At 38.9% G+C, this 24793-nt stretch carries 22 protein-coding genes, 1 pseudogene and 1 riboswitch; of the genes and pseudogenes, 11 read left to right on the top strand and 12 right to left on the bottom strand.

All coding sequences use genetic code 11. The features are described 5' to 3' along the window. Nucleotides 1-113: 113 nt before the first annotated feature. Together LAV82_RS10865 and aimA are read right to left on the bottom strand one after the other, a co-directional pair. Nucleotides 114-1160, bottom strand: coding sequence for a DUF5105 domain-containing protein (locus tag LAV82_RS10865; protein WP_499716134.1), 1047 nt, complete (start codon nucleotides 1158-1160; stop codon nucleotides 114-116). A gap of 183 nt (nucleotides 1161-1343) precedes the next feature. Next, entirely contained in the window at nucleotides 1344-2939 is a 1596-nt protein-coding gene (gene aimA, locus LAV82_RS10870) for a glutamate/serine transporter AimA (protein ID WP_499716070.1), read from the bottom strand. A gap of 56 nt (nucleotides 2940-2995) precedes the next feature. Continuing rightward, a riboswitch (ZMP/ZTP riboswitch) is annotated at nucleotides 2996-3074 on the bottom strand. A 485-nt stretch (nucleotides 3075-3559) separates the two neighbouring features. Between aimA and LAV82_RS10875 the strand changes: the two genes are divergently transcribed. From LAV82_RS10875 to LAV82_RS10885, 3 genes are all read left to right on the top strand, one after another. Then, nucleotides 3560-4060 carry a cupin domain-containing protein gene (locus LAV82_RS10875; protein ID WP_156622807.1) on the top strand — a complete coding sequence of 167 codons (501 nt, stop codon included), beginning with the start codon at nucleotides 3560-3562 and terminating at the stop codon, nucleotides 4058-4060. A 378-nt stretch (nucleotides 4061-4438) separates the two neighbouring features. Then, on the top strand, nucleotides 4439-4642 hold the full coding sequence (locus LAV82_RS10880; RefSeq protein WP_013055514.1) for a DUF3311 domain-containing protein: 204 nt from the start codon (nucleotides 4439-4441) through the stop codon (nucleotides 4640-4642). Then, the gene (locus LAV82_RS10885) at nucleotides 4642-6141 is read left to right on the top strand and encodes a sodium:solute symporter family protein (RefSeq protein ID WP_029324819.1); all 1500 of its coding nucleotides are present in this window, start codon (nucleotides 4642-4644) and stop codon (nucleotides 6139-6141) included. Before LAV82_RS10880 ends, LAV82_RS10885 begins: the two co-directional genes overlap by 1 nt. A gap of 30 nt (nucleotides 6142-6171) precedes the next feature. On the opposite strand, the pseudogene LAV82_RS10890 reads toward LAV82_RS10885, so the two are convergent. After that, nucleotides 6172-7602, bottom strand: a pseudogene (locus tag LAV82_RS10890) (alanine/glycine:cation symporter family protein). Nucleotides 7603-7705: 103 nt separating this feature from the next. Further along, entirely contained in the window at nucleotides 7706-8695 is a 990-nt protein-coding gene (locus LAV82_RS10895; RefSeq protein ID WP_035439364.1) for a glutaminase, read from the bottom strand. 266 nt (nucleotides 8696-8961) lie between these two features. Here LAV82_RS10895 and LAV82_RS10900 point away from each other — a divergent pair, with 266 nt between their 5' ends. Both LAV82_RS10900 and LAV82_RS10905 read left to right on the top strand, forming a co-directional pair. Continuing rightward, nucleotides 8962-10212 carry an ATP-binding protein gene (locus LAV82_RS10900; RefSeq protein WP_499716135.1) on the top strand — a complete coding sequence of 417 codons (1251 nt, stop codon included), beginning with the start codon at nucleotides 8962-8964 and terminating at the stop codon, nucleotides 10210-10212. Between the two features lie 4 nt (nucleotides 10213-10216). Beyond that, a complete protein-coding gene (locus tag LAV82_RS10905) occupies nucleotides 10217-11155 on the top strand; it encodes a response regulator (RefSeq protein WP_013055509.1) in 939 nt (312 codons plus the stop codon). Nucleotides 11156-11194: 39 nt separating this feature from the next. Here the strand turns inward: LAV82_RS10905 and LAV82_RS10910 are convergent, their stop codons facing one another. The 8 genes from LAV82_RS10910 to LAV82_RS10945 all read right to left on the bottom strand — a co-directional run bounded on the left by LAV82_RS10910 (nucleotide 11195) and on the right by LAV82_RS10945 (nucleotide 19938). Then, nucleotides 11195-11803: a malonate decarboxylase holo-ACP synthase gene (locus LAV82_RS10910; RefSeq protein ID WP_013055508.1), complete on the bottom strand. Its 609-nt coding sequence runs from the start codon at nucleotides 11801-11803 to the stop codon at nucleotides 11195-11197. Next, the gene (mdcD, locus tag LAV82_RS10915; RefSeq protein ID WP_211078365.1) at nucleotides 11791-13491 is read right to left on the bottom strand and encodes a biotin-independent malonate decarboxylase subunit beta; all 1701 of its coding nucleotides are present in this window, start codon (nucleotides 13489-13491) and stop codon (nucleotides 11791-11793) included. Before mdcD ends, LAV82_RS10910 begins: the two co-directional genes overlap by 13 nt. Continuing rightward, the gene (locus LAV82_RS10920) at nucleotides 13478-13780 is read right to left on the bottom strand and encodes a malonate decarboxylase subunit delta (protein WP_013055506.1); all 303 of its coding nucleotides are present in this window, start codon (nucleotides 13778-13780) and stop codon (nucleotides 13478-13480) included. The genes mdcD and LAV82_RS10920 overlap by 14 nt, the downstream gene beginning before the upstream one ends. Before the next feature lie 23 nt (nucleotides 13781-13803). After that, entirely contained in the window at nucleotides 13804-14670 is an 867-nt protein-coding gene (locus LAV82_RS10925; protein ID WP_211078364.1) for a triphosphoribosyl-dephospho-CoA synthase, read from the bottom strand. A 5-nt stretch (nucleotides 14671-14675) separates the two neighbouring features. Further along, complete coding sequence (gene mdcA, locus LAV82_RS10930) at nucleotides 14676-16328, bottom strand: malonate decarboxylase subunit alpha (RefSeq protein WP_098448925.1); 1653 nt, start codon at nucleotides 16326-16328, stop codon at nucleotides 14676-14678. A gap of 37 nt (nucleotides 16329-16365) precedes the next feature. After that, on the bottom strand, nucleotides 16366-17292 hold the full coding sequence (mdcH, locus tag LAV82_RS10935) for a malonate decarboxylase subunit epsilon (RefSeq protein ID WP_053486855.1): 927 nt from the start codon (nucleotides 17290-17292) through the stop codon (nucleotides 16366-16368). A 432-nt stretch (nucleotides 17293-17724) separates the two neighbouring features. Further along, entirely contained in the window at nucleotides 17725-18681 is a 957-nt protein-coding gene (locus tag LAV82_RS10940; RefSeq protein WP_499716071.1) for an LLM class oxidoreductase, read from the bottom strand. 57 nt (nucleotides 18682-18738) lie between these two features. Continuing rightward, complete coding sequence (locus LAV82_RS10945) at nucleotides 18739-19938, bottom strand: MFS transporter (RefSeq protein WP_211078362.1); 1200 nt, start codon at nucleotides 19936-19938, stop codon at nucleotides 18739-18741. A 329-nt stretch (nucleotides 19939-20267) separates the two neighbouring features. Between LAV82_RS10945 and LAV82_RS10950 the strand changes: the two genes are divergently transcribed. From LAV82_RS10950 to budA, 6 genes are all read left to right on the top strand, one after another. Beyond that, a complete protein-coding gene (locus LAV82_RS10950; protein ID WP_013055500.1) occupies nucleotides 20268-20636 on the top strand; it encodes a winged helix-turn-helix transcriptional regulator in 369 nt (122 codons plus the stop codon). A gap of 84 nt (nucleotides 20637-20720) precedes the next feature. Then, nucleotides 20721-20900 (top strand): hypothetical protein, encoded by a 180-nt coding sequence (locus LAV82_RS10955; protein WP_013055499.1) that lies wholly within the window; start codon nucleotides 20721-20723, stop codon nucleotides 20898-20900. Next, nucleotides 20900-21097 carry a YwbE family protein gene (locus LAV82_RS10960; RefSeq protein ID WP_013055498.1) on the top strand — a complete coding sequence of 66 codons (198 nt, stop codon included), beginning with the start codon at nucleotides 20900-20902 and terminating at the stop codon, nucleotides 21095-21097. The genes LAV82_RS10955 and LAV82_RS10960 overlap by 1 nt, the downstream gene beginning before the upstream one ends. Nucleotides 21098-21966: 869 nt before the next feature. Beyond that, on the top strand, nucleotides 21967-22131 hold the full coding sequence (locus tag LAV82_RS10965) for an aspartyl-phosphate phosphatase Spo0E family protein (RefSeq protein WP_078081481.1): 165 nt from the start codon (nucleotides 21967-21969) through the stop codon (nucleotides 22129-22131). A 225-nt stretch (nucleotides 22132-22356) separates the two neighbouring features. Then, complete coding sequence (alsS, locus tag LAV82_RS10970; RefSeq protein ID WP_499716074.1) at nucleotides 22357-24036, top strand: acetolactate synthase AlsS; 1680 nt, start codon at nucleotides 22357-22359, stop codon at nucleotides 24034-24036. Between the two features lie 16 nt (nucleotides 24037-24052). Continuing rightward, nucleotides 24053-24766, top strand: coding sequence for an acetolactate decarboxylase (gene budA / locus LAV82_RS10975; protein ID WP_211078360.1), 714 nt, complete (start codon nucleotides 24053-24055; stop codon nucleotides 24764-24766). The last annotated feature ends 27 nt before the right edge of the window (nucleotides 24767-24793 follow it).

Below are 24793 nucleotides of genomic sequence, written 5' to 3' on the forward strand. Positions count from 1 at the left end.
AAAAGAATGAATGAACCTATACTAGCATATTTTGATAAATTTAGCTTTACAAAAAACTCGTTGATTTATTTACAGAAAACAAAAAAGAGAAGAAAAATTCTTCTCTTTTTTGTCTATCGAATATAGCTTGATCCAAACGTTTTATCTAAAGAATCACTGTATAGGTCACTTGACTTTACAGTCCATTTCCCATCTTCTTTCACCATAAAAATTCGTAGGGGACGACTTCCTTCTTTCGTTTCTAATTCATTTACAATATCTTTGAATTTAGAAGCAGCAAACTCTTCAGAGTGTTGTGTATCGTAATCTTTCGTTTCATCTGTGTATGCTCGCTTAAGCTGCGATACGTATGAATATAAGTCTGATAAATCAAGAGTAGTGTACTCCACTTCTACTACGGCTTTATTATTTGCATTCGCAATCACATTTGTTTTCACACTTGCTTTTTCTTTTAAAACATCTTTATAAATGTTAAAAAAATCTTTTTTTGCTTTGTCGGTTAAACTGTTAGAAAACGCACCTTTTAATTCCTCATTAAACGCTTTTTTCTGTTCTTCTATGACAGCTGTTTTATCTGCTGTTACATATTTATCATAGTCTACGTTTTCTTTGTTTAAGTAAAGGACTTCTGTGTAAGCTTGCAGAGCTTTTTCTGGGTCTTGCAGCTTATTATAGCTTTTCGCGTACTTTTTCGTATCCAGTGTTAATGTCACTTCGTCAATTTCTTCATCATAATCAGATGATTTTGGCTGAAGCTCAATTTTGTACTTTTTATCTTTTTTGACTTCAAAGACAAACGTTAAATTTTTTTGCTTTCCAGCGCCAATCTTGTCAGATGCACTGCTTTCTAGTCCAAGCTCACGACTGTTCACTCCCGTTTTTGGAGACAGCTGTTCATCTCCTTCGTATAAATACACACCGTCATAATCCGATAAAGATATACTGTTTTTGGATACATTTTTCACTTTTAAATCAACTTTCAACAGCCCTTTTTCTTCACTTGTAGCTCCTTCATCACTATCTACTAAAATATAAGATGCGCTGTCAATGGATGCTTCAATCGCCTTATTTTTAGCCGAAGTGGATCCTCCCGTTTCCTTAGAACTGTTGCAAGCCGCTAATACTAGCATAAGTACAAAAGCCAAAGCCAAAACATTCATTTTTTTCACAGCTGCCTAATCCCCTTTATTTTGTTTTTTTAGAACTTTATCCCAAATAAAGGATCCCTCTGTATAAATACTCAAATCTTAAAATCTATATTTTTTACAATATTTTGATAAAAAATAAGTCTAAATTCTCTACTCACCTAAATAAAAAAAACACGAGCACGGGCTCGTGTTTTTTTATTTAGATTTAAAATTTTCTTGATTGATTTGTTCAGCTTCTTTCATATATCGGTTAGATTTGCCGCTTTTAATTCCCCAGTAATAAAAAGCTAATGATACGCAAGCAATCACTAGCATATCCCATCCGAAAGGCAAAATATTTTTTCCTCCGAATTTTTCGCTTCCTATGTAGGAAATAAAAATCATGCACGCTAAATAGATAAGCATCCAAGCCCCGGTTAAAAATTCTTTTTTAAAGCCCACCCATTTATTTTTCACTTGGTAATAAAAATAAACAGGCAGGCCAATTGCCATAATAAAGATCACTTCACCTGTAAGTGGCCACCTTGCCCAGTAAAGCGTCAAGGAAGCAAAAACGAAGCCGCATGGCGCAATAACTGATGCCCCTTTTAAATAAAATGGACGGTAAAAGTGTGAAGCCGTTTTTCTTAATGTTATAAGCGCTACAGGACCCATAATATAAGAGATAAGCGTCGCTACTGAGATCACTTCTGCTAAGACACCCCATCCTCTAAATAAAAAGAGAAACAAGAAGCAAGCTGCTAAATTTAGCCACATAGCTGGGCGCGGGACATTGTAAAGTGGATGAAGAGTACCAAATATCTTTGGCAAGTATCCATTTTGCTGCATCCCGTATAACATTCTAGAAGTAGTTGCCGTATATGTAGCACCTGTGCCGGAAGGAGAAACAAATGCGTCTGCGTATAACACAATTGTTAGCCAGTTAATTCCAAGCGCAATCGCTAAATCAGCAAAAGGAGAGTTAAAATTCAAATGATTCCATCCATCAGCAATTGATGACGGACTTACTGCTCCGATAAAGACAATTTGCAATATAATGTATACAATTCCTGCAATAAAAATTGAACCAATTACAGCTATCGGAATCGATTTATTAGGTGATTTTGCTTCTCCTGCCATATTTATAGGACTTTGAAACCCATTAAATGCAAACACAATACCTGATGTTGCCACTGCCGTTAAAACACTGGCCCATCCGTAAGGTGCTACCCCATGCTCACTTGAAAAGTTTCCACTATGAAAACCAGCAAAAAATAAAGCCCCTGCCGTTAAACCAGGAATAATTAATTTAACAATCGTAATAAATGAGTTTGCTTTAGCAAAGAGATTTACCGTCCAATAGTTCACAAAAAAGTAAACGAATAATAACAAAGACGCAACTGCCAACCCCTTGGACGTTAAAATGCCATTGTCTACTAATTCATGAGTCCAGCGAGCCCATTTCCACGGCCAAGTACTCATATATTGCACAGATGCAATAGCCTCCACTGTTATCGTTGAAGCGATTGAAATCCAGTTAGCCCAAGCAGCCAAAAAACCAATAAATGATCCGTGTGAATACTGAGGATATTTGACCATCCCCCCTGCTTGTGGAAACATCGCGCCCAGTTCAGCATATGATAGAGCAATGGTCAAAATAACCACCATTCCAATAACCCATGAAAAAATAGCCGCGGGTCCCGCAATTTGAGCTGCTTTCCATGCTCCAAACAGCCATCCTGAACCGATAATCGAACCTATGCCTGTCATGGTTAAAGCAAATGTTCCCATCTTCCTTTGCATATTGCTCATCCAAATCTACTCCTCTTCCCTAGGAAAATAAAAAAAACACTTGCGAAATTTTCTCAAGTGTTTGCCCAGGCGCGCGGCTTATACGCTATATGCTCCCCCATGGTCATCCATGTTGCGCCAGTCACATATAGGAATATATTTTTTATCAGTATATAACATTCATTACTATTACTCAATACACAAAAATGTTTACATTACTTTTCCAAAAATAATAAATTATTCGTAAAATTCCGAATTAATCTTCTGAAAATCTCTTTTTAATTATAAAAAGAACTAAAATCCTAACTTTTTCTATTATTTGATTCTTTTACCCCACGAGCAGATCACCTTCTAAAAATTATATTAATATACATTATTCATTTGCAAAATAAGAATTAACAGCTATATATCCATAGAATTCTTGCACTAGACCCTTTACTTATATACAATATGAAGAAAAGATACTAAAGGGAACTGCCCACCACATAGCTACGCTTGAAGTGGGAGACTTCTTTTAGGAAAACGTTAAAACCTACATATCATGCACTTCGCAACAAATGAAGTACTTCGAGCAAACTTCTCTGTTTACGCCAGCAAAAAACAGGGAAAATTACGAAAAAAAGATTGTTAGAGGGATGCTTATGAATTATGCAAATGTAAAAGTTCTTTATTTTGATGACGACGGAACCATTCCAAATCACCCTCGTCTTCCAGTTTTGTTGTATGAACACGTATTTATTAGTAAGAAAGAGAAAGTGGAAAGCATTTTTAATTCTCACGACTGGAAAAATAGCTGGGTAGGCGGCATATATGATTTTCACCATTACCACAGCAATTCTCATGAAGCACTAGGTGTAATTAGCGGATCTGCACGTTTAAAACTAGGTGGACATATGGGAGAAAATATCGTGGTGCATGCTGGTGATGTGCTCGTACTTCCTGCAGGTACAGGGCATATGCGTCTGCAGTCAACTGCTGATTTTAAAGTGGTTGGAGCTTATCCAGAGGGCATGGAGTACAATTTACGAACAGGAAAACAAACTGATCGCCCTCACGTATTTGATGAAATTGCACAAGTACCTATTCCTACAACAGATCCTGTTTATGGCGACAAAGGACCATTGACAGAGTGGTGGAACTAGACAAGCACTTATTGTCTAGTTTTTTTATTTGCTTTGTATTATTCTTTCCATGAATCTCTATTTGAACATACAAATTCTTTTCTTATGATGCAATAGCAATATACTTTATCTCAGCGAAATAACAAAAACTTCCCGGTCAAAACTAAATTTCTTCTTTTCCGTTCTCTTTTTTGCTTCAAGAGCAACTTCGCTTAGATTATCCCCCTTTTTTTCTTGCATAATCATTTCAAATATACTCCTACCATAAGCTCTTTTTTGTTTTCCTAAAAAAATTTTCATAGATTATAACTAAATTTTCAAAAAACTTATTGCTTTACCATGTCAGACTTGCTATCATAGTGAACATTGTTAGATAAATTTTTAGTAGGAGGAGTAAAATTGAACAGAAAATTCATAATTTTTATTTTATTTATCATTCCATTTATTGCTCAATTCGCTTTTTTACCTTTTGTAAATAACATTCATCCAATTATTTTTGGATTACCTCTTTTGCATTTATGGTTATTTTTATGGGTCTTCTTAACGCCTGTGTGTACATTTATTATTTATCGTTTACAAAAATCTTGGGGGGACATTGAATAATGCAAGGAAATTTAACCGCACTTTTAATCACATCAGCAATTGTTCTTGTCGTTATCGCAATTGGCTTTATAGCGGGACGTGACAAATCATCTAGAAGCTCAGTTGAAGAGTGGGCTGTAGGTGGAAGACGTTTTGGAAGTCTGCTCGTCTGGCTTTTAGTAGGAGCAGATTTATATACTGCTTATACATTCCTAGGTCTTACGAGTACAGCTTATCAGGGAGGAAGCATCGCATTTTTTGCCATTCCTTACTCTGTTTTAGCCTTTTTAATTTCATACTTTTTTCTTCCAAAGCTTTGGACTGTTGCTAAAAAGCACAAACTTACTACGCTTGCTGATTATGCCAGAGAACGTTTTAGCAGTAAATTTCTCTCCTCTTTAATTGCCATAGTAGGTGTATTGATGCTCATTCCATATATTGATCTTCAGCTTAGCGGTATTCAAGATACTCTTCGCGTTGCAGGAACTGGCTACATTAACGTAAAAGCTGTCGTTATTCTTTCATTCTTTCTTGTGGCTCTTTATACCTTTTTCAGCGGAATTAAAGGTCCCACATATACGGCAATTATTAAAGATATTTTAGTATGGGCGATTATGTTATTTATGGTTGTTTCTCTGCCAATTATGCATTTTGGAAGCTGGGGCAACATGATCGACAATGTTGCAAAGGATGCACCTCAGCTATTAACGATCCCAACACAAGGACCTAAAGGCATTCCATGGTTTATTACAGCATCACTCGTATCTGCTTTAGCTTTATTCATGTGGGCCCACGCTGCTACAGGTGTTTTCACTGCTAAAAGTGCAGATTCGCTTCGTAAAAATGCTATTTTCTTACCGCTTTACAATATCGTTTTAATTCTAGTCATCTTCTTAGGATTTATTGCTTATCAAGTATTACCTCAAGATACGACGGATCCTAGATTAGCATTATTAACCTTAATTCAATATTCATATGGCGGCATTGGCCAAGGGTTAGCTTATGCAACGATTGCTCTTGCTTCATTAATTCCATGCTCTATCATGGCTATCGGAGCGTCTAACTTATTTGCAAATAATATATTTAGAGATTTAATTAATCCAAATGTACAGGGTAAAACATTAACAATGGTTACTCGTTCTATGGTTTTCGTTGTTATTGGACTGGCACTTTTATTTGGTTTATTATTCCCTCAAGCACTTGTTTCCCTACAGTTACTAGGGGTATCCGGTATGGTACAAATCTTCCCGGCTATCGTTATCAGCCTGTTTTGGAGAAATCAATCGAAAGAAAGTACGATTGCTGGATTAGTAGTAGGGCTGGTTGTAACGTTTACCGTTCATGCCACAGGAAATTCATTTGGTCTTTATGAAGGGTTTTGGGGATTGTTATCTAACTTACTCGTAGTTGTTATTTTAAATCCAATTTTTGCGGTAAAAACGAAAGCAGCAACTAACGGTGTGAAAGAAACATTATTTTCTAAAGACACTGTGCAATCTGAATTAAAGAAAAACGCATAAAAAAAGTTCAGCCAATTGGCTGAACTTTTTTTAGATAATATTCTCTTTTTCAGAAGAGGATGGAGTAGATTCTCTTTCCCAACATTCAATATTTTGATTGTTTTCTAGCGTATCTCTATAAAAGACTGGATTTTCCCCTTCCTTTTTCTGCTGAGTATAGTCATGCAAAGCAGAAAATGCCACTTTCGATAATAGAAAAATAGCAATCAAGTTCACGACTACCATCATCCCCATAAATAAGTCTGCCAAATTCCATACAAGCTGAAGCTGAGCGACCGATCCAAAAATAACCATCGCTAAAACACCTACACGATAAGACCAGAGCCACACCTTATTTGAATTTAAAAATTCAATATTCGTTTCTCCATAATAATAATTCCCAATTAACGTACTAAAAGCAAATAGAAATACCATAATAGCTAAAAACCCTGATGCCCAAGAGCCGATATGGGTACTAAGAGAAGCCTGCGTTAATTCAATGCCGCTTAGTCCCTGCTTATAGGCGGGGGATAAGAGAACGATAAATGCTGTGCTTGTACAAATCACGAGTGTATCCGTCAAGACACCAAATGCTTGGATAAGACCTTGTTTAACTGGATGACTCGTCACTGCAGTTGCCGCGGCGTTGGGAGCACTTCCCATTCCTGCTTCATTGGAAAACAGTCCGCGCTTTACTCCGTTGATTAACGTTGCACCAATTGATCCCCCAAGCGCCTGTTCAAACCCAAATGCATTTTTCACAATTAGAGATAGAACCGCAGGCATTTGATCAATATTTTTAAAGATAAGGAACAGAGCCATTCCAATGTATAAAACGGCTAATACGACCACGATGTATTCCGATATCTTGGCGATGCGTTTGATTCCGCCAAAAATAATTATCGCAAATATAACTGTCATAATAATCCCAATCAACAAGCGGCTCGTTCCAAAAGAGTTCTCAAATGCTAGCGTAATCGTATTAGACTGCACAGCGTTAAACACCAGGCCAAATGATAGTGTAATGAGTACAGCAAATAGCCCGCCCATCCACCTTTTATTTAACCCTTTTTCCATATAATAAGCGGGCCCTCCTCGAAACCCGTTTGATCCTTTTACTTTATAAATTTGAGCGAGTGTACTTTCTACAAAACTTGATACTGAACCGATAATGGCAATAATCCACATCCAAAATACAGCACCCGGGCCACCAAGTGCAATAGCAATCGCTATCCCTGTAATATTTCACGTTCCTACTCGAGCTGCCATGCTTATGCAAAAAGCTTGAAACGGGGAGACTCCTCCACCTTTAGCCGCTCGTCCTTCTTTCAAAACAAGTACCATTTCTTTCAACATGCGAAACTGCAAAAAACGAGAGCGAATCGTAAAATAAATACCAATTGATACAAGTAAAATAATTAATAAATTCGACCAAAAAAAATCATTGATGACGCTAATCACACTTTCAACTGCTTGTTGCATGCCTATCACCTCATTAAAAAATTTGGTAGAACAAATGCAAAACATGAAAGTTTTTTCTCTTGGTGTTTATATTATTGAAGCGAATGAAGAGTACGTAAATAGACTAAAAAATACTCAAATCCCATTCTTTTGCGATTTTTTTTAGCAGCGTAACGCCTTTTACGCTATTCCCGTACTCATCAATAGCTGGACTGTATATTCCGATACCGCATCCGTCTGGAAATGGAGACTGCTTTTTCGTATTAGGCGGCACCAATGACATGATTCCTCCCGATACACCGCTTTTAGCTGGCATACCAACAAATGCCGCAAACTTTCCTGAAGCATTATACATACCGCATGTAAGCATGAGCGCTTTTGTTAATTTAGCTACTTCTTTTGGAATTACTTGTTTGTGAAACACTGGATGATATCCGTCTAATGACAGAATTAATCCAATCAGTGCAATATCTTCAGTCGTTACTTCAATTGAGCACTGCTTTAAGTAAACCTCTAGAACCTCTTCTACTTCTCCTTGTAAGTAGTTCGTTTCTTTTAAATAGTAGGCAAGCGCACGATTTCGATGAGACGTTTGCCATTCTGATTCAAAGACCGTTTCATTAATGAGTGGTGTTTTCCCGGTAAGCATTGTTATCACATCAAACAAATAGCTTAATTTTTCTTTTGCCGTCTCCCCAGATAAAAGAGATGAAACCGTTAAAGCACCGGCGTTAATCATAGGATTGAACGGCTTTCCTGGTTTATGCATTTCCAGTCTTATAATAGAATTAAATGCATCTCCAGTTGGCTCTACATCCACTCTCTCTAGCACATAAGGAATGCCGCAGCATAAGCAAGCTGCTATAAAGCTAATAACTTTAGAGATACTTTGAAGAGTAAATACCGATTCATAATCTCCAGACTGGATAACAGTACCGTCAGCACCAATCAAACAAATACCTAATTGAGACGAGTCCATATCTTTCAGAGCTGGAATGTAATCAGCCGTTTTTCCTTCTGAAGAAAATTCTTTTATTTGCTCTACCCACTCATGTAACTGCTCTTTTGCAGTGACCTGTAAGTAAGACATTTCCTGTTCAATTTCTCTTTTCATTAAAATCACCTCATCACTTAATTAACTTTTTATTTTAAAACGCTTTCATAAAGCGAGATTTCATTTTCGTTTTTAATGTACAATGCAACCTACGAGAGCATACAAAAACCTACAAAACTTTTTGGAATTATATTTTTATCTTTGGCACTCTTCTCCATTGTGCTGGACGCTGTCACAATGTATACTAATTCACGAATCACTTCAGGAGGTGTAATTATCTGAATTTTAAATCTTTCATTCGAAAAGATCCGTACATTTTATTGCTCATGCTCATTACTGTCCCCCTTGCGGGAGAGTTAAAATTTTATCCGTTAAATGAAACATTTCGAATTACATTTGGAGCTCCTACATTTTTCTTTTTCCTGTTGCTTTTAAAACGGAAAACAGTTTTAGCCGGGGGCTTGTTAACCGCTTTAAGCGTCGTTCTCTTTCGCATCATGCTCGATTATATCATGCTCGATCATTTTCAATTTGCGGCTTCTGCACATACGCATTACCCTACGTTTTTCTTCTACTTTATGTATGCACTTTTATTTTTTGTTTTTAAGGTAAGCCGCATGAACTATAGTGCTATTGTAATTGGATTGATTGGACTCATCATTGAAATTGCTGCTGATATAGTGGAACTAACTGCGCAGTATATAGTTTTGCACACAACAATCCATGTCGATTCATTATCTGACATGGCGGTTATTGCTTTTGCTCACAGCTTCATTGTACTTAGCTTTTTTAATATGATGACGATTTATGAATCACAGTCACGAGAACGTCAAATTCGCAAACAAAATGAGCACATGCTAATGCTCATTACAAGCCTTTATGAAGAAACCGTTCATTTAAAAAAGACCCTTCATAATACAGAAGCGATTACAAAAGCTTCGTACGATTTATACCGTGTATTAAATCAGCAGGAAAAAGATCATTCTGTGCTAAACCAAACGCTCAGTAAAAAAGCGCTTCGGATTGCCGGAGATATTCACGAAGTAAAAAAAGACAACCAGCGTATTTTTGCGGGCTTATCTAAAACAATTTCAAATGAAAGTTTCCAAAATTATATGAAAGCAGAGGAATTAATCGAGCTGATCGTACGCATCAACAAAAAATATGCCGATTCTCTTCACAAACAAATTACCTTTTTTTCTTCTGTAAACGGGGAACATTTCAGCTACCACGTTTACACCATTTTATCGATCATTAATAACTTGGTAGCCAACGCAGTGGAAGCTATTAAAGATGAAGGAAGGATTGTTTTATCGGTACATAGACAAGCTGAACATGTAGAATTTCATGTACAAGACAACGGTCCTGGAGTACCTTTAAAGTACGAAAAAGCTATCTTTGAGCCTGGTTTCACCTCAAAGTACGATCAATTTGGAAACCCCTCTACTGGCATTGGTCTTTCTTATGTAAAAGATATTGTTCAAGAACTTGAAGGTACGATTAAAGCTACACAAGAAGACAGCGGAATGACGTTTATCATTCAAATCCCCCTTCGTAATCTAATTCAGAAAGGATGAGTTTATGCGATTTTGTATTACAGATGACGATTCAGCTATTCGTTCAACGCTCAGTCAGCTGATTGAAGATGAGGATTTAGGAGAAGTTGTAGAAGAAGTCGTCGACGGAAGCTTTTTAGATGCCTCTACGTTAAATTTAAAACAAATTGATATTTTATTTATCGATTTACTTATGCCAGGACGGGACGGAATCGAAACGATCCGTCATTTAAAAGATTCATTTAAAGGAAAAATGATTATGATTTCACAGGTAGAGTCCAAAGAATTGATAGGAGAGGCCTACTCATTAGGAATTGAATACTATATTACAAAACCAATTAACCGAATTGAAATTTTAACGGTTATTCGAAAAGTAATGGAACGAATCTCCCTTGAGAAATCAATCGATGATATTAAAACCTCCTTGAATAGTTTAGCGACAGCTCATCACCCCCTCCCTTCAAGTCAGCCGGTAACGAAACAAGCCCATCTATACGATGTAGGTAAATTCTTATTAGCCGAGTTAGGTATTGTAGGAGAAAATGGTGCAAAAGATTTACTGGATATTTTACAGTTTCTGTACACTTATGACCAAAGAGAAAGTGTGGAAAAACATTTCCCTTCTCTAAAAAATATTTTTGTGAATGTGGCTGAGAAAAAATTAGGAGCTCACGCGTCTTCCATTGAAATTAATCGCGAAACCAAAGCCTGTGAACAGCGAATAAGACGAGCAGTTACTCACTCACTAAATCACTTTGCTTCTATTGGATTAACAGACTTTTCAAATCCGAAATTTGAAAATTATGCTTCTAAGTTTTTTGACTTTACAGCTGTTCGTAAAAAAATGAAAGAATTACAGGGAGATTCTAAAATTTTGCCGATTCGCATTAACACCAAAAAATTTATTCAAATATTCTTTTTTGAAGCAAAGCGCTTGTTAAGCAAGGAAAAAAGCTGGTATTGACAGAAAAGACGGAAAAGGTGCAAATACCTCTTCCGTCTTTTATACTAATTGATTCAGTTTTACTAAGGAAGGTCCATATACAGTACGCAGAAGCAGCGTCTTTTCTCCCCTTGCATATTCCACCAGAGAAAATGCTCCTTTTTCTGTTTCTACCTGTACATCTACAGAAACTGGACACTCTTTTAACTGATTAACTATCAGTTGCGCTTGTTCCACCGACAAATAAGAAGAAAGGCGAATAAGTATATCCAAATCACTAGTTGTTGTAATAACTTCGGCACCACTTGCAAATTCGAATCCCACACTGCCGGTTGGTCCCCACGCAAAATCTTTTAAAATAATAGCGACTTCTTTTAAAGCACCTATGGCTGGCATGTTTCTAAAGTGCCCGTTTTGAAAAATAGAAACGAGATCTTCCGGCCTAATTCTTTGTTTAACGGCCTGCTCAGATACAAATGCTCCAAAACGCTGATTTCTTCTTTCTCCTCTTACTCCAACAGGTATCAGGCTATCTCGGTGAACAGCCCGCCTTACAACTACAAACGGAGCCTTCGCTAAAGAATGCTCCACCCACTCGGGGATAGGTGTATAACTGATAAGCTTTGCTTCCTCTTTTAACTGAAGCAAATCATGAGCTATATATTCCATTGTCTTTCCAACTCACCTCTTACTACTAAAGAAGCTTTACGCCCTTCCTTCCTTGCTTGCTCACTGTATAGCCGGCTGCTTAAATCGTACACACCTTCACGGCGTACATTTTCTACCGCTCCAGTCAAAATATCTTGAATCGTTTGAACGTCGCGATCTGTGGGCTGCTCTGCTTGAATACCGCTAACCAGCTCATATAAAGCGCCAAGTGAGGCAAATGATTCAATATCATAAGCCATGGACGGGACTTTCTTTGAAGCTTCTTCAAGTTCTTTTATACTTCTTTTAGTAATGCGCGCTGCTGACTGTTTGGACATGGCGTGAACATTCACTCCTTCGTCTTTTAAAGCCACAATTCGATTTGATTGGTATCCATGAGCCAGAAATGCTCCTGAAATTGCTTTTCCGACAATTAACGTAATAACCGGATGACCTGCTAAGCGCGCTGCTGCATAAGCATCAGCCGCAGCACCGCAAGCATAGTGAATACCTAGAAGTTCTTCATGATAGCCATACGCTTGACTCGGTACGTCCACAATGGCGATTATAGGGCGCGGAGATTGATTTCGATCTTCTTTTATTACTTCACGAACGTGCTTGGCAATTGCCCAGCCTTCATCTAGTCCTACTTCCCCTTTCCGTGCACGTAAGAAACGATTATAAGGATTAGGTACAACGGAGATATATCGGACCTTTTCTCTTCCTAGCAATGCGTCTTTATAAAGAACGGAAGGAATTTCAAAATCTGCTTCTTCATCATTTATTAAGGCGTTGATCCACACGCGACCGCGGCTGTTGGGCATGTTACCTGGAACTTCATTTAGCGAGTAAGAGACTGTTGAAGGGATAGGTTCATTTTTTGTTGCTTTATACAATTCTTGAAACTGATCAGAAGCCAGTTTTTCTGAAGGGTCAACCTTACTAAGCAAATGTCTGTAAAAATCTACTTGTTCTGTTTTACTAGTTACTTTTTCTTTCTTCTGAAACGTTTCTTGAACCGCTCGTTGAATAGCAGTGACATCATCCTGTGCTAAGGCATCTGCAAACCCGGTTTCATAGCGTTGAATACCGCCAATCGTTTTCCAGATTAAGCTTCGGTCTCTTGCATCAAACTCTTCAACCCCTGCTTCTTGTTCGATCACTTCAGGGCCGTTAAGGCCAAACCTTGCTTCTTTTGTCATAATGAGATAACTAAAGAGTGAAGCAGTGATGGACATTCCTCCAAAGCAGCCTACATTTCCTGAAATAACTCCGACAACAGGTGTATGCTCACGCAAAGCAACCACAGCTGAGCCAATTTCAGATATCGACAAAAGTCCATAATTCGCTTCTTGGAGCCTTACCCCTCCTGTATCGAATAGAAAAACAGGTCTAACAGGAATACCTTTTTTGTGATTATTAAGGGCTAGTTCTAAAGCTCCTGAAATTTTAGCTCCCGATACTTCACCAATGCCTCCCCCTTGAAACCCTCCTTCTATTGAAATGACAACGGCTGGCTCTCCTGCTATCAGCCCACCTGCTATAATGACACCATCATCGCTTTGAGGAACAATATTTTGCTTAGGTAAATGAGGCGATTCGATTCCGTCAAAGGGCCCAAGCAGCTCAAAGAATGTTCCTTGATCTAAGATTGCCTGCGCTCGTTCTCTTCCATTTAACTCAATAAAGCTTTGATTATTCACTCCCATTTTCACTCACCTCCAAAGCTTGTGCAAGACGCAAGGCGACTACACCAGGCGTAGCACCAAAATCATTAATTACAATTTTCGCTTGAATGGTATGAACACTAAAGAACCGGTCTAATACGGCTTTCCAGGTTTCGCTAAACCCTTCACTTCCTGTTCGTACTGATACGTGAGCATGTTCTTCATCAGAAGGAACCATTAAAATTTCTAAATCCCCTGAACCAACAACACCTACATGTGCGCGCTGAGTTAACTTTCGATCGGCTTTATATTTAAACACTAACGTTTCCATTAGCTACTCCTCCCTGCAGACGTTTACGATTCTTTAAAAAGAGATATTCGATCTAAAAATAATACAGCAGCCAGCAAATCTGCACTTCCGCCTGGAGAAGCGTTAGATGATAGAAGTATATGATCTAACGCTTCTAGCCGCTGTTTTCCCATTGATGTAGATACCCCTCCAGCTTCTAACACATTGGATGCCGCCATTTTAACCTCCTCTAACACAACCAGACCAGCACGATGCAAAATACACGTATCATCAAGGTTGGCGATTAGTGTTACTAAAGTATCAATCCTTGCTGATGTTTCATGTATGCCTAGCTTGCGAGCTTTATGTAAAGCAGGCAAGCCTATATGAATTACGTGAGGAAATCCTTGCTTCGCCTCTCCAGTTGCCCCTTTTGCGCCATACTGCTTTTTCACACGAAGTCCATTAGATGAATGCAGAGGACAAAAACGATCTGCATAACGAGCAATTTGTCCTGCAGCTTCTGTGATGGATGCAGGTGATGCTTGAATGCCGAAAACCGCTGTTGCAGACGCAAGTAGGCCTAATGCCCAAATGGCTCCTTTGTGTGTATTAACACCATCCGTAGCCGCGTACATAATTTGTTCGCCCTCGCGTCCAATTCGAGCAATTTCTTCCCTTAGCATCTGACTTGGCTGCTTTCCTTGACTATATAATGCAATCTGTAAAAAGGTCGGTTGTAAAGCATAAGCAGAAGTTAACAGCGTCTCAATATTCATATCTTGATGAGATCCAGTTGTTGCTGCATCCACAAGCCCAGGCTTAGGTGTAAGCACCGCTTCATCAACCAGAGCGGTAACTGCCATTTTAGCTATTAGACATGAGTAAAACACAGCTGGTCTTGGCTCTTTTTGAATACTTTGAATACGCATATTCCTTACCAGTTCCTAAATTTAGCAGGCGGATTATACAAGCCATCCGACCATTCTACTAAATCTTCGACACTTCTTGCTGCCAATAATGAACGCTTTGCTTCTGTACGGCGAATCTGTAAATCTTCGGGAAAAGCCACTAGGCCATCTCTGCGCATCTTTTCCACTTTATTTTGGTTATGTCGCAGGCCTATAGGTGTTACCCCTGCTACTGCTTCAAGCGCTGCTTTTCTTTCGTCCAAGCTTTGTGCTTTATATAAATAAGCAATTCCTTCTTCCGTCACAACATGCGTCACATCATCCCCGTAAATCATGACAGGAGCAGTAGCTAAGCCTGCTTGTTTCGCTACCTTTATCGCATCCAAAGACTCCACAAAAACAGGCTCATTTCCTGATTGAAAGGTTTCAACCATTTGAACAACTAGCTTTCTGCCTCTTGCTAGTTCGTGCTGCTCGTTTATCATATCCAGCCAAGCAGGCGTAGAATGTCGGCGGCCTCTAGGGTCATGCCCCATATTAGGCGCTCCGCCAAACCCTGACAAACGTCCAGATGTGACGGTAGAAGAATTTCCTTCTCCATCTATTTGCAAAGTTGATCCTACAAAAGCATCTACCGCATATTGACCAGCCACTTGACACATCGCACGGTTTGAGCGCAGGCTGCCGTCGCGTCCTGTAAAAAACACATCTGGACGCGCTGCTGTGTATTGTTCCATTCCTACTTCTCCGCCAAAGCAGTGCACGCTCTCAATCCATCCGCTTTCAATAGCCGGAATTAACGTGGGGTGAGGATTCAGAGCCCAGTGCTTGCATATTTTACCTTTCAGTCCTAACTTTTCTCCATAAGTAGGCAGCAAAAGCTCAATTGCAGCGGTATTAAAGCCAATGCCATGATTTAATGATTGTACGCTGTGGCGCTCATAGATACCTCGAATCGTCATCATAGCCATTAAAATTTGGAGTTCTGTAATATGACGAGGATCTCGCGTAAATAAAGCTTCCAATTGATAAGGCTGATCCGCCACGACGATACAATCAATCCAAGAAGCCGGAATATCAACTCGCGGAAGTTCTTCAACAAGTTCATTTACCTGCACAATAACAATTCCATCCTTAAACGCGGTTGCTTCGATAATGGTTGGTGTTTCTTCCGTATTTGCTCCTGTATATAAATTACCTTGTTCATCCGCTTTGTCAGCAGCCACTAAGGCAATGTTCGGAATTAAATCAATGAAAAGGCGTCCGTAAAGCTCTAGATATGTATGAATTTCTCCCATTTTTAACGTCTCATCTTCAATCATTTGAGACACGCGAAGGCTTTGAGCACCGGCGTACGAAAAATCAATTTTTTCAGCAATTCCTTTTTCAAATATGTCGAGATGTTCCGGACGTGAAATACTAGACATAATCATATGAAGGCCGTTTATTTTATCAGCGCTTACTTCATTCAGCGCCTTTGATAAAAAAGATGCTTGCTTTTGATTGTCTCCTTCAAGCACTACTTTATCTCCGGGTGATATAAGCAATTCTAACGCTTCAATAATTTGTTCATTACCCAATAACTTTCCTTTAAGAAGATGGTCTATTTTCGCAAGGCGAACTGCTTTTTGATCTCGGCGAGTTGTCCATGATTTGGAAGTTTTTTTTATGCCACTCATGTTCTATCTCCTTTCTGACACTTCTAAATTAATACGCTTACATTTTTTCTTTTTCCATTAAAATCAGCAAAGTTTTCATCGTAGATTCGGCTGCCGAAATAGCCCTTGCTTCAGGGAAACTCTTAGCAGCCAAATCCGTTAGCACTCTTCCTGGAGCCATTTCAATATATAATCTTGTGCCCATTTCATACATAACTTCCGTCGTATCATGCCAACGGACGGGCAGGGCAACACTCGCTGCCAAATCTTCCTTAATATCAGCAGCTTTCCATAATTTCCGAGCTTTACAATTACCTATAAAAGGAACGGCCGGGTCCTTTCCTTTCACTTCCGTTATGGTTTTTCGTAATTCACTCGAAACTCCTTCCATAAGAGGACAGTGAGAAGGCACCGTTACATGAAGCATTTTAGTTTTTCTAGCCCCTTTTTTAGATGCTTTTTCAAGAACTTTCTCAATTGCTTTTAGGGTGCCAGAAATCGTTATTTGATCAGGAGAATTTAGATTCGCTACGTACACAGGAGCTGCATCAGTTGATAGTTCATGTACAATAGAGAGAATCTGATGTTCACGCAGTCCCATCACAACCCCCATACCATAACCATCAGGATAAGCATTTTCCATCAGTTCCCCTCTTTTTTTCACAAGAAGAAGAGCTTCTTTAAAAGATAACACTTCAGATGCAACTGCTGCTCCAAACGCCCCTATAGAATGCCCTCCTACCACGTCTGGCGAGTATCCTTTGTTTTTAAACGACCTAACCGTAGCCACTCCTGCAATAAAAAGACATATCTGAACATTTTTATTACATTTTAATTTTTCTGACGAATCTAATGATAATACGTCTTGATTTAAAACCTCACTTGCTTCTTCAAACGTAGGGGATAATCCCCATTTATTTTTTATATCATGAAGCATACCAGCGTATTGTGCGCCTTGTCCTGGAAATAGAAATGCAACACTCATCGTGTTTCTCCTTTCGACTTTATATCATCCAAGGAGATAATGGATAATTTTATTATAAAGAACATAGGATCAATAACTCTAATACATATTTCTTATATATCCTATAACTTGAAATCTATATAAAAAGGGATTGAGACATAACGAAATCAATGGAATCTAAAGACGAACTAATTGGATAAAGGAGCTCATATGGGTCGCTTGTTCCATCACGGTTGACTTCCGTGCAAGACTTCGCTTTCCGCGGGCGGCCCGCGAGCCCCCCAGAGTCTTCGTCTTGTCTTCCAATCAGCCGCTAGAAGCAACTACATACATAAATGCTACGTTCATCCTACCAATAAAAAAATCCGAACGAGTTAGATTCTCCATTAAGAATCTCGATTCATCGTTCGGATTTCCCTTTAACTAAACTACTTTTGTCCCAGCCTCTTTTTACTACATATGAGACGGAAAATGCGGAAGCACTTCTTCACCAAGCTCATGTATGACTTCCTCAGCCGGACGCTTACTATCAAAAAGAGCAAAAAACAGGTGATTAACTCCTATTTCTTTATAAATAGAAAGAAGCTCAACTAATGCATTGCGCCCTGCTCGAAATCCTAAACGAATCGGCGTTGGCATTTCATTTGGATCTTCTGCCAAATCTAGATGGATAGGTTGTGTAAAAGGTTTAAAAACGCCTGGATGATAGATGTCAACCAGTTTCCTCCATTGTGTAATAGCTTCTGCTTGAAAATGGGGGTGACGAGGATAATACATCCAGCCGTCTCCATACTGTGCAAACCACTCCATATTTTGCTGACTGTATCCCGTGATCATCGTTGGAATACGTTTCGTTGGCTTAGGAACGACATTTGCTCCTTGAATGGATCCCAAAGCAGACTGGATAGATGGAAATTCTTTATTTAACGCTTCTTCTAAATAATGAAAAGCTTCTGCAAATCGCTTTCCTCTTTCTTCATGTGGAATACCTAACCCTCGAAAATCTGCTTGACGGTCTCCAGAAGATACGCCCATAATCAAACGCTCAGGAAAAAGCTGATCAATGGTTGCCATTTCTTTAGCTACGCGAAGCGGATGGCGCAAAGGCAGCACAATAGCAGCTGTACTAAGAGCAATTTCTTTTGTTTGACTGGCCAGATAAGTCAAATAAATAAGCAAATCATAAATTTGACCCGTGGCTGGATCGCCAAATGATGGATCTTGAAGAAGGACATCGCGGAACCATAAGCTTGTAAATCCATATTGTTCTGCAAGCTGCGTGAGCTCTACTTGTTTCTCCATCGTAGGCGTGGCATATTGATAATTTTCAAGTGGCATATGCAAACCTAACGTTAACTCATTCTTCTTGTACATACGACGATATGCCTTATGATGTTGAAATGTAGTCATTTGCTTCCTCTCCTTTTATAGCTAAGAGATCATCGCAAAAGGCGATGATCTCTTGTTTTATTTTGCTTTTGCTTCTATTGAGCGGCTCCATGCTGTTAATAAGACCGCTCCTAAAACCATAACTCCCCCAATCCAAGGAGTATGAACAAGACCAATCGAATCAACAATCAGGCCGCCTACAAAAGAACCAATAGCAATTCCAACGTTAAATGCAGCAATATTAAGCGCAGAGGCTACGTTCACAGCTGAAGGGACATACTTTTCAGCTAAGTTCACAACCAGTACTTGCAGTCCAGGTACGTTCATAAATGCCAATAAGCCCATGGCAAAAATCGTAATTGTTCCCGCTACTTTAAACGATGCAGTAAACGATAAAATAAATAAGATAACTGCTTGAATTAAAAACATCCAAAATAATGCTTTTAACGGGTTTTTATTCGCAGCTTTTCCTCCGGTCGTATTTCCGATGGCTACTGCTACACCGTATACCAGTAGCAAGATACTAACCGCACTTGGTGCGTATCCTGTTAGTTTTTCAAGAATAGGTGCTAAATACGTATAAGCTACAAACGTTCCGCCATATCCTAAGGCGGTAATAGCAAACGATAGTAAAAGCGGCCCGTTTTTCAAAATTTCCAATTGATCACTAAACTTTGCTGGCGGCGCTTCCTTTAAGTTTTTAGGCACTAAAAGAGCACTTGCAATAATGGCAATAACCCCAAGTAACGCTACTCCCCAAAATGTTGCTCTCCAGCCGAAAGCTTGTCCGATAAATGTACCAAGCGGAACACCTGTAACAGTTGCAACTGTCAAACCTGTAAACATTAAAGCAATGGCACTTGCTCGCTTATCTTCCGGCACCAAATCAGCAGCGATAGTCGCACCGATGGAAAAGAAAATTCCGTGTGAAAATGCAGTAATAATTCGTGCTATAAGCAGCAGCCCAAAGCTTGTTGATAAAGCTGCTACTGAGTTTCCTACGATAAAAATAACCATCAATAGCATCAACAGTGATTTTCTGCTCATTTTACTTGTTAAAGCTGTTAATACGGGAGCTCCAAATGCAACTCCCATTGCGTATCCTGAAATTAATAACCCTGCTAGTGTAATGGAAATATTTAAATCATCTGCAAGCGATGATAATAAACCTACTGGAACAAACTCTGTAGTCCCGATTCCAAAGGCGCTAATAGCTAGCGCTAATAGCGGCAAAGCACCGCTTTTTTTACTTTGTTGTGTTTGTGAAAGTGTGTTCACTTCTTAACGCCTCCTGTTCGTTATGATAACTTCTTCATAATAGCTTCTCTTACGGCTGATTAGCTTAGGTACCTTTCATATATTCGCTAACTCGCCATCAACAATTGTTATTATGAGCGATGTAAAACCAAAGAAAAAGTACGCACTTTCAAGTGATATAGGCACCTGGAGGTTACAATAAGCGTAAATACTAAAGTCATGAACTATTGGGTATTCTAAAAAAATGCTTACACCTAGAAAATTTTGCTCTATAGTGATATGATAAACATCAGAAAAAATGCGAAAACATGCATTTGACCGTTATCTCTAGAACAAGGAGAGTTGTTAACGTGAAAAAATATAATATTCCAGTGGAAGCGGCACTAGAAGTCATTGGAGGCAAGTGGAAAGTCGTTATTCTTTGCCACTTAATTAAAGGGACAAAGCGCCCTGGAGAATTAAAAAGAATTATGCCGCGCGTTACGCAAAAAGTATTAACGCAGCAGCTTCGCGAACTTGAAGCAGACGGCATCATTGTTAGAAAAATGTACAATGAAATGCCGCCTCGAGTAGAATACTCTTTAACAGATTACGGATGGTCTTTAAAAAGCATTCTTGATTCATTATGCTCTTGGGGAGAACATCATATTGAAAAAACGTATCCTGATAAAGAAGCTGTACTTATGCAGCCTGTAGAAGAAGTCACTGTTTCTAATTAAAAAAAGCTGACTATCTAGTCAGCTTTTTCATTCCCTTACTTTCTTTGTTTTTTCAGATGATGTATATATTCAGGAGGAACCCATATGACAGAACAACTTAAAAAGAAAATTAGTCTTCAAGATGCTATCAAACAGCAGCTTGCTAATAAGAAAAATCAATCTTCAAGTAAAGCTCAAAATAGCAGCACCAATCAAGCAACCAAAAAGCTGACGAGTCAACAAACAAAAAAAACGAATAATCAGCGAAAGAGAACAGGTGTATAATGAACGGACAAAATAGAAAAGACGTAGCTCCTGGAATTGAAGTCGACATTGTTTTAAAAGCAGATCAGCGTTCTGGAAAACTTACACACGGAACGGTCAAAGACATTCTGACCAATTCAAGCTTTCACCCACACGGCATCAAAGTCCGTTTAACAGATGGACAAGTCGGACGCATAAAAGAAATTTATCCAAATTAAAAAAGCATGTATTCTACATGCTTTTTTAATTTACACTTCAAATAAATCTACTTATCATTTCCTACTTTTGTTAAAATAAAGAAGCACTGTCGTCCCCTTTCTTTCCCTTGGGAATTCACGCAAGGAAGAAAAAGGTGGTGGATAGTCTGAGACGAATCCTCAAGTCATTTTTCCTGGATGCTGAGAATGTTCAGCTCCTAACGGCTTACGTAGAGCTTTTAGGAGCCATAGTCGCTCTTATTTTGCTATTTTTCCAGTAGTAAAATAAGTAATCACCGATAAGTATCGTCTAAAAGGTTCTTCATCCATAAGGCTCGTGTGCTGATTGTCTTTAGGGAATGGTGTTTGGCGGCACTTCCCTATAGTAAAAAGACAGCTTCCTTGCAGAAATGGACAAGGTGTAATCAACTACGGCCGATTATGGGTGCGGGACCTTTTTCTTTATTAGTCTATGTCTTTTTTTCACTTCCCATACACAAAAATAAAAAACCTCCGAGTTGGCGGTCTCGAAGGTTTTTTCTAGTGAATCGTTTTCGACAAATCCTCATCCGGGCTAACAAGGTTCAGATCTAATAAGATTATGTGATGAATTTCTTCACCTTACAAGCTAAACTTGTCAAAGCTAAGAATTCATTCACTTGTTAAGAATAACTGAACGTGCGCTCCAGATTATCATTTTTCCTAGCCTCAGTATATCATACTTGTTGAAAACAGGTAAAAAAAGTGTTCGACAAAGCTTGTCAGCAGCTCTTCACCTATGTCATATTTTTCAAAACAAAAAACATTTTACAAATATGAAGGAATTTCATACTATTAGATAAAAGATACAACATAGAAGATAGAAGTATTCTGACTTGGAGAGGATTTCAATGAAGCAACCTCAGTTAGAAAAAGAAATTCGAGCCTTACAATCAGATATTTACCAATTAGCTAAAAAAACAAGCAGCTATTCTCACGGTGAGATTTTAAAATTAAGTCAAAAGCTAGATCAAAAAATTGTTAGTTACCAAAAGCTTTTTAACCGTACCAAATAAGAGCCGCGTAGGACTTTCACTTGCTATCCCTCAAGTACCATAAACTACAAATAAAACAGATATGTTTTATTCGCAATAGGTATATCTCTGCTTCCCTAATTAATAGGGAAGTTTTTTATTTAGAAAATTAAAACCTTCTCCTTTCCTCAGGTTAGTTGTCATACAAATTGGGTATCCAATCAGTAGGCCTTAAAACCTATCTAAGAAATATAAAGGAGAGAGTGCATGATGAGTAATGCTGATACTACCGAAACAAAAAAAGGCGCCGACTTACTAGTAGAAAGTTTGGCAAGTCAGAATATGCCTTATATTTTTGGCATTCCAGGAGCCAAAATTGATGGCGTATTTGATGTTTTGAAAGAAAGAGGACCAGAAGTAATTGTTTGCCGCCATGAACAAAATGCTGCGTTTATGGCAGCTGCTATGGGAAGACTGACAGGTACGCCGGGTGTTTGCCTTGTCACATCAGGTCCAGGTGCCGCTAACTTAGCCACTGGCCTTGTCACTGCTACTTCTGAAGGTGATCCAGTGGTAGCCCTAGCAGGAGCCGTTCCAAGAGCAGATCGATTAAAAAAGACGCATCAATCAATGGATAATGAAGGACTATTTAAATCTATCGCCAAATTCAGCGTTGAGGTAGAAGACGCTGCAAACGTTCCAGAAGTGATAACAGACGCCTTTCGCGAAGCTGTTTCTTCTCCTTCAGGAGCATCTTTTGTCAGCTTGCCGCAGGATGTAATGGATAACGAAACATCAGCTTCCACTCTATCCGTTTTAAAAGCTCCTACGATTGGCGCTGCTAATTTAGACGCTGTTGCCCAAGCTATACACACTATTCGCACAGCAAAACTACCTGTTTTACTTTTAGGTATGAGAGCAAGTAAATCTAAAGCAGTGGAATCAATCCGTCAGCTTATAGCAGAACATGGCCTTCCTGTGGTGGAAACGTTCCAAGGTGCGGGAGCTGTTTCACGAGAGCTTGAAACTCACTTTTTTGGGCGAGTAGGTCTTTTTCGCAATCAGCCTGGAGACGTGTTATTGAAGCATGCTGACGTCGTCTTAACAATCGGATATGACCCAGTTGAATACCCTCCTTCTCTTTGGAACTCAGAAAGTCAAAGAAGCATTATTCATTTAGATGATTTACAAGCACAAGCTGACCACCATTATCAGCCGGAAATTGAGTTAGTAGGGAATATTCCAAGCACAATTGACATATTAGCGGATAAACTCCCACATTTAATACGTTCAAAAGAAAGTGCTTCTTTTTTAAAAACGCTAAAAAGCAAACTTGAACAACCTGACGATCAGTACGAGTTTTCTAATGACACTCACCTTCATCCCCTACAATTAATTGAAGCTCTGCAGAACTTTGTTGAAGATGATACTACCATCACATGTGACGTTGGTTCGCATTACATATGGATGGCTCGTTATTTTCGTTCCTATGAACCTCAGCGTTTACTATTCAGCAACGGCATGCAGACACTAGGTGTTGCTTTGCCTTGGGCTATTTCAGCTGCACTCGTTCGCCCCCATAAAAAAGTTCTGTCCATGTCTGGAGACGGCGGGTTTTTATTTTCAGCTATGGAGCTCGAGACAGCCGTTCGGTTAAACTTACCAATTGTTCACATTATCTGGAACGATCAAACCTACGATATGGTTGGCTTTCAACAGCAGATTAAATATGGCCGAAAATCTGCAGTAGAGTTTGGCAGTGTAGACTTTGTTACGCTTGCTGAAAGTTTTGGTGCCAAAGGATTTAGAGTTAACTCCCCAGAAGAATTTTCGGACACTCTAGCAAGCGCTTTTCGTGAACAGGGCCCCGTTATCATCGATGTTCCTGTAGATTATAAAGATAATGAAAAATTAAATACACAGCTACTGCCAGATCAAATTAACTGAAAGGACTGAGTAAAGAATGAGCAATAAAGAAAAATTAACGATTCACCAAACTTCCACTATGATCGCTTTATTAGACGGAGTATTTGACGGTGTTGTCACATACAAGGATTTAGCTAAGAAAGGGGATTTCGGCATCGGTACGTTTAATCAATTGGATGGTGAAATGATTGCCTTTGACGGAGAATTTTATCATATTGCTGATGGTAAAGCCGCACCTATTAGTGAAGATGCAAAAACACCTTTTGCCATTATGACAACCTTTTATGAAGATATCTCTTATCGTGTAGAAAAGGAAATGAATCGTGAACAACTAGAAACCTTAATGAACGAGCTTATTCCTAGCCCGAATTTATTCTATGCAGTTCGCATTGACGGCAAGTTTAAAGAAGTAAAAACGCGCACGGTTGCAAAGCAAGAAAAGCCCTATCCTTCTATGGTAGATGCGGCTGCTGATCAGCCTACATTTACATCTTCAGATGCAAATGGAACACTAGCAGGTTTTTACACGCCAGAATATTCTTCAGGCATCGGTGTTCCCGGCTACCACCTGCACTTTATTGATGAATATAAAAAAGAAGGGGGGCATGTTTTAGATGTCTCCGTTCAGGATGTTACAATTCAAATCTGCAAAAAAACGAAATTAGATCTCAATTTATCGGAAACAAGTGAATTTTTAAGTGCTAATTTAGAAGACCATGATGTAGAAGAAGAAATTGCCACGGCTGAATAAACAACCATTCTTTTACTGATAAAAAAA

The organism is Bacillus sp. ILBB4 (genome assembly GCF_035064545.1).
Classification (GTDB): domain Bacteria; phylum Bacillota; class Bacilli; order Bacillales; family Bacillaceae_H; genus Priestia.

Bases quoted from the DNA above. Each gene is read 5' to 3' on its own strand.
- LAV82_RS10865 (WP_499716134.1), bottom strand. From the start codon at position 1,160: ATGAATGTTTTGGCTTTGGCTTTTGTACTTATGCTAGTATTAGCGGCT.
- aimA (WP_499716070.1), bottom strand. From the start codon at position 2,939: ATGAGCAATATGCAAAGGAAGATGGGAACATTTGCTTTAACCATGACA.
- LAV82_RS10875 (WP_156622807.1), top strand. From the start codon at position 3,560: ATGAATTATGCAAATGTAAAAGTTCTTTATTTTGATGACGACGGAACC.
- LAV82_RS10885 (WP_029324819.1), top strand. From the start codon at position 4,642: ATGCAAGGAAATTTAACCGCACTTTTAATCACATCAGCAATTGTTCTT.
- LAV82_RS10895 (WP_035439364.1), bottom strand. From the start codon at position 8,695: ATGAAAAGAGAAATTGAACAGGAAATGTCTTACTTACAGGTCACTGCA.
- LAV82_RS10900 (WP_499716135.1), top strand. From the start codon at position 8,962: ATGCTCATTACTGTCCCCCTTGCGGGAGAGTTAAAATTTTATCCGTTA.
- LAV82_RS10905 (WP_013055509.1), top strand. From the start codon at position 10,217: ATGCGATTTTGTATTACAGATGACGATTCAGCTATTCGTTCAACGCTC.
- LAV82_RS10910 (WP_013055508.1), bottom strand. From the start codon at position 11,803: ATGGAATATATAGCTCATGATTTGCTTCAGTTAAAAGAGGAAGCAAAG.
- mdcD (WP_211078365.1), bottom strand. From the start codon at position 13,491: ATGGGAGTGAATAATCAAAGCTTTATTGAGTTAAATGGAAGAGAACGA.
- LAV82_RS10920 (WP_013055506.1), bottom strand. From the start codon at position 13,780: ATGGAAACGTTAGTGTTTAAATATAAAGCCGATCGAAAGTTAACTCAG.
- LAV82_RS10925 (WP_211078364.1), bottom strand. From the start codon at position 14,670: ATGCGTATTCAAAGTATTCAAAAAGAGCCAAGACCAGCTGTGTTTTAC.
- mdcA (WP_098448925.1), bottom strand. From the start codon at position 16,328: ATGAGTGGCATAAAAAAAACTTCCAAATCATGGACAACTCGCCGAGAT.
- mdcH (WP_053486855.1), bottom strand. From the start codon at position 17,292: ATGAGTGTTGCATTTCTATTTCCAGGACAAGGCGCACAATACGCTGGT.
- LAV82_RS10940 (WP_499716071.1), bottom strand. From the start codon at position 18,681: ATGACTACATTTCAACATCATAAGGCATATCGTCGTATGTACAAGAAG.
- LAV82_RS10955 (WP_013055499.1), top strand. From the start codon at position 20,721: ATGACAGAACAACTTAAAAAGAAAATTAGTCTTCAAGATGCTATCAAA.
- LAV82_RS10960 (WP_013055498.1), top strand. From the start codon at position 20,900: ATGAACGGACAAAATAGAAAAGACGTAGCTCCTGGAATTGAAGTCGAC.
- LAV82_RS10965 (WP_078081481.1), top strand. From the start codon at position 21,967: ATGAAGCAACCTCAGTTAGAAAAAGAAATTCGAGCCTTACAATCAGAT.
- alsS (WP_499716074.1), top strand. From the start codon at position 22,357: ATGATGAGTAATGCTGATACTACCGAAACAAAAAAAGGCGCCGACTTA.
- budA (WP_211078360.1), top strand. From the start codon at position 24,053: ATGAGCAATAAAGAAAAATTAACGATTCACCAAACTTCCACTATGATC.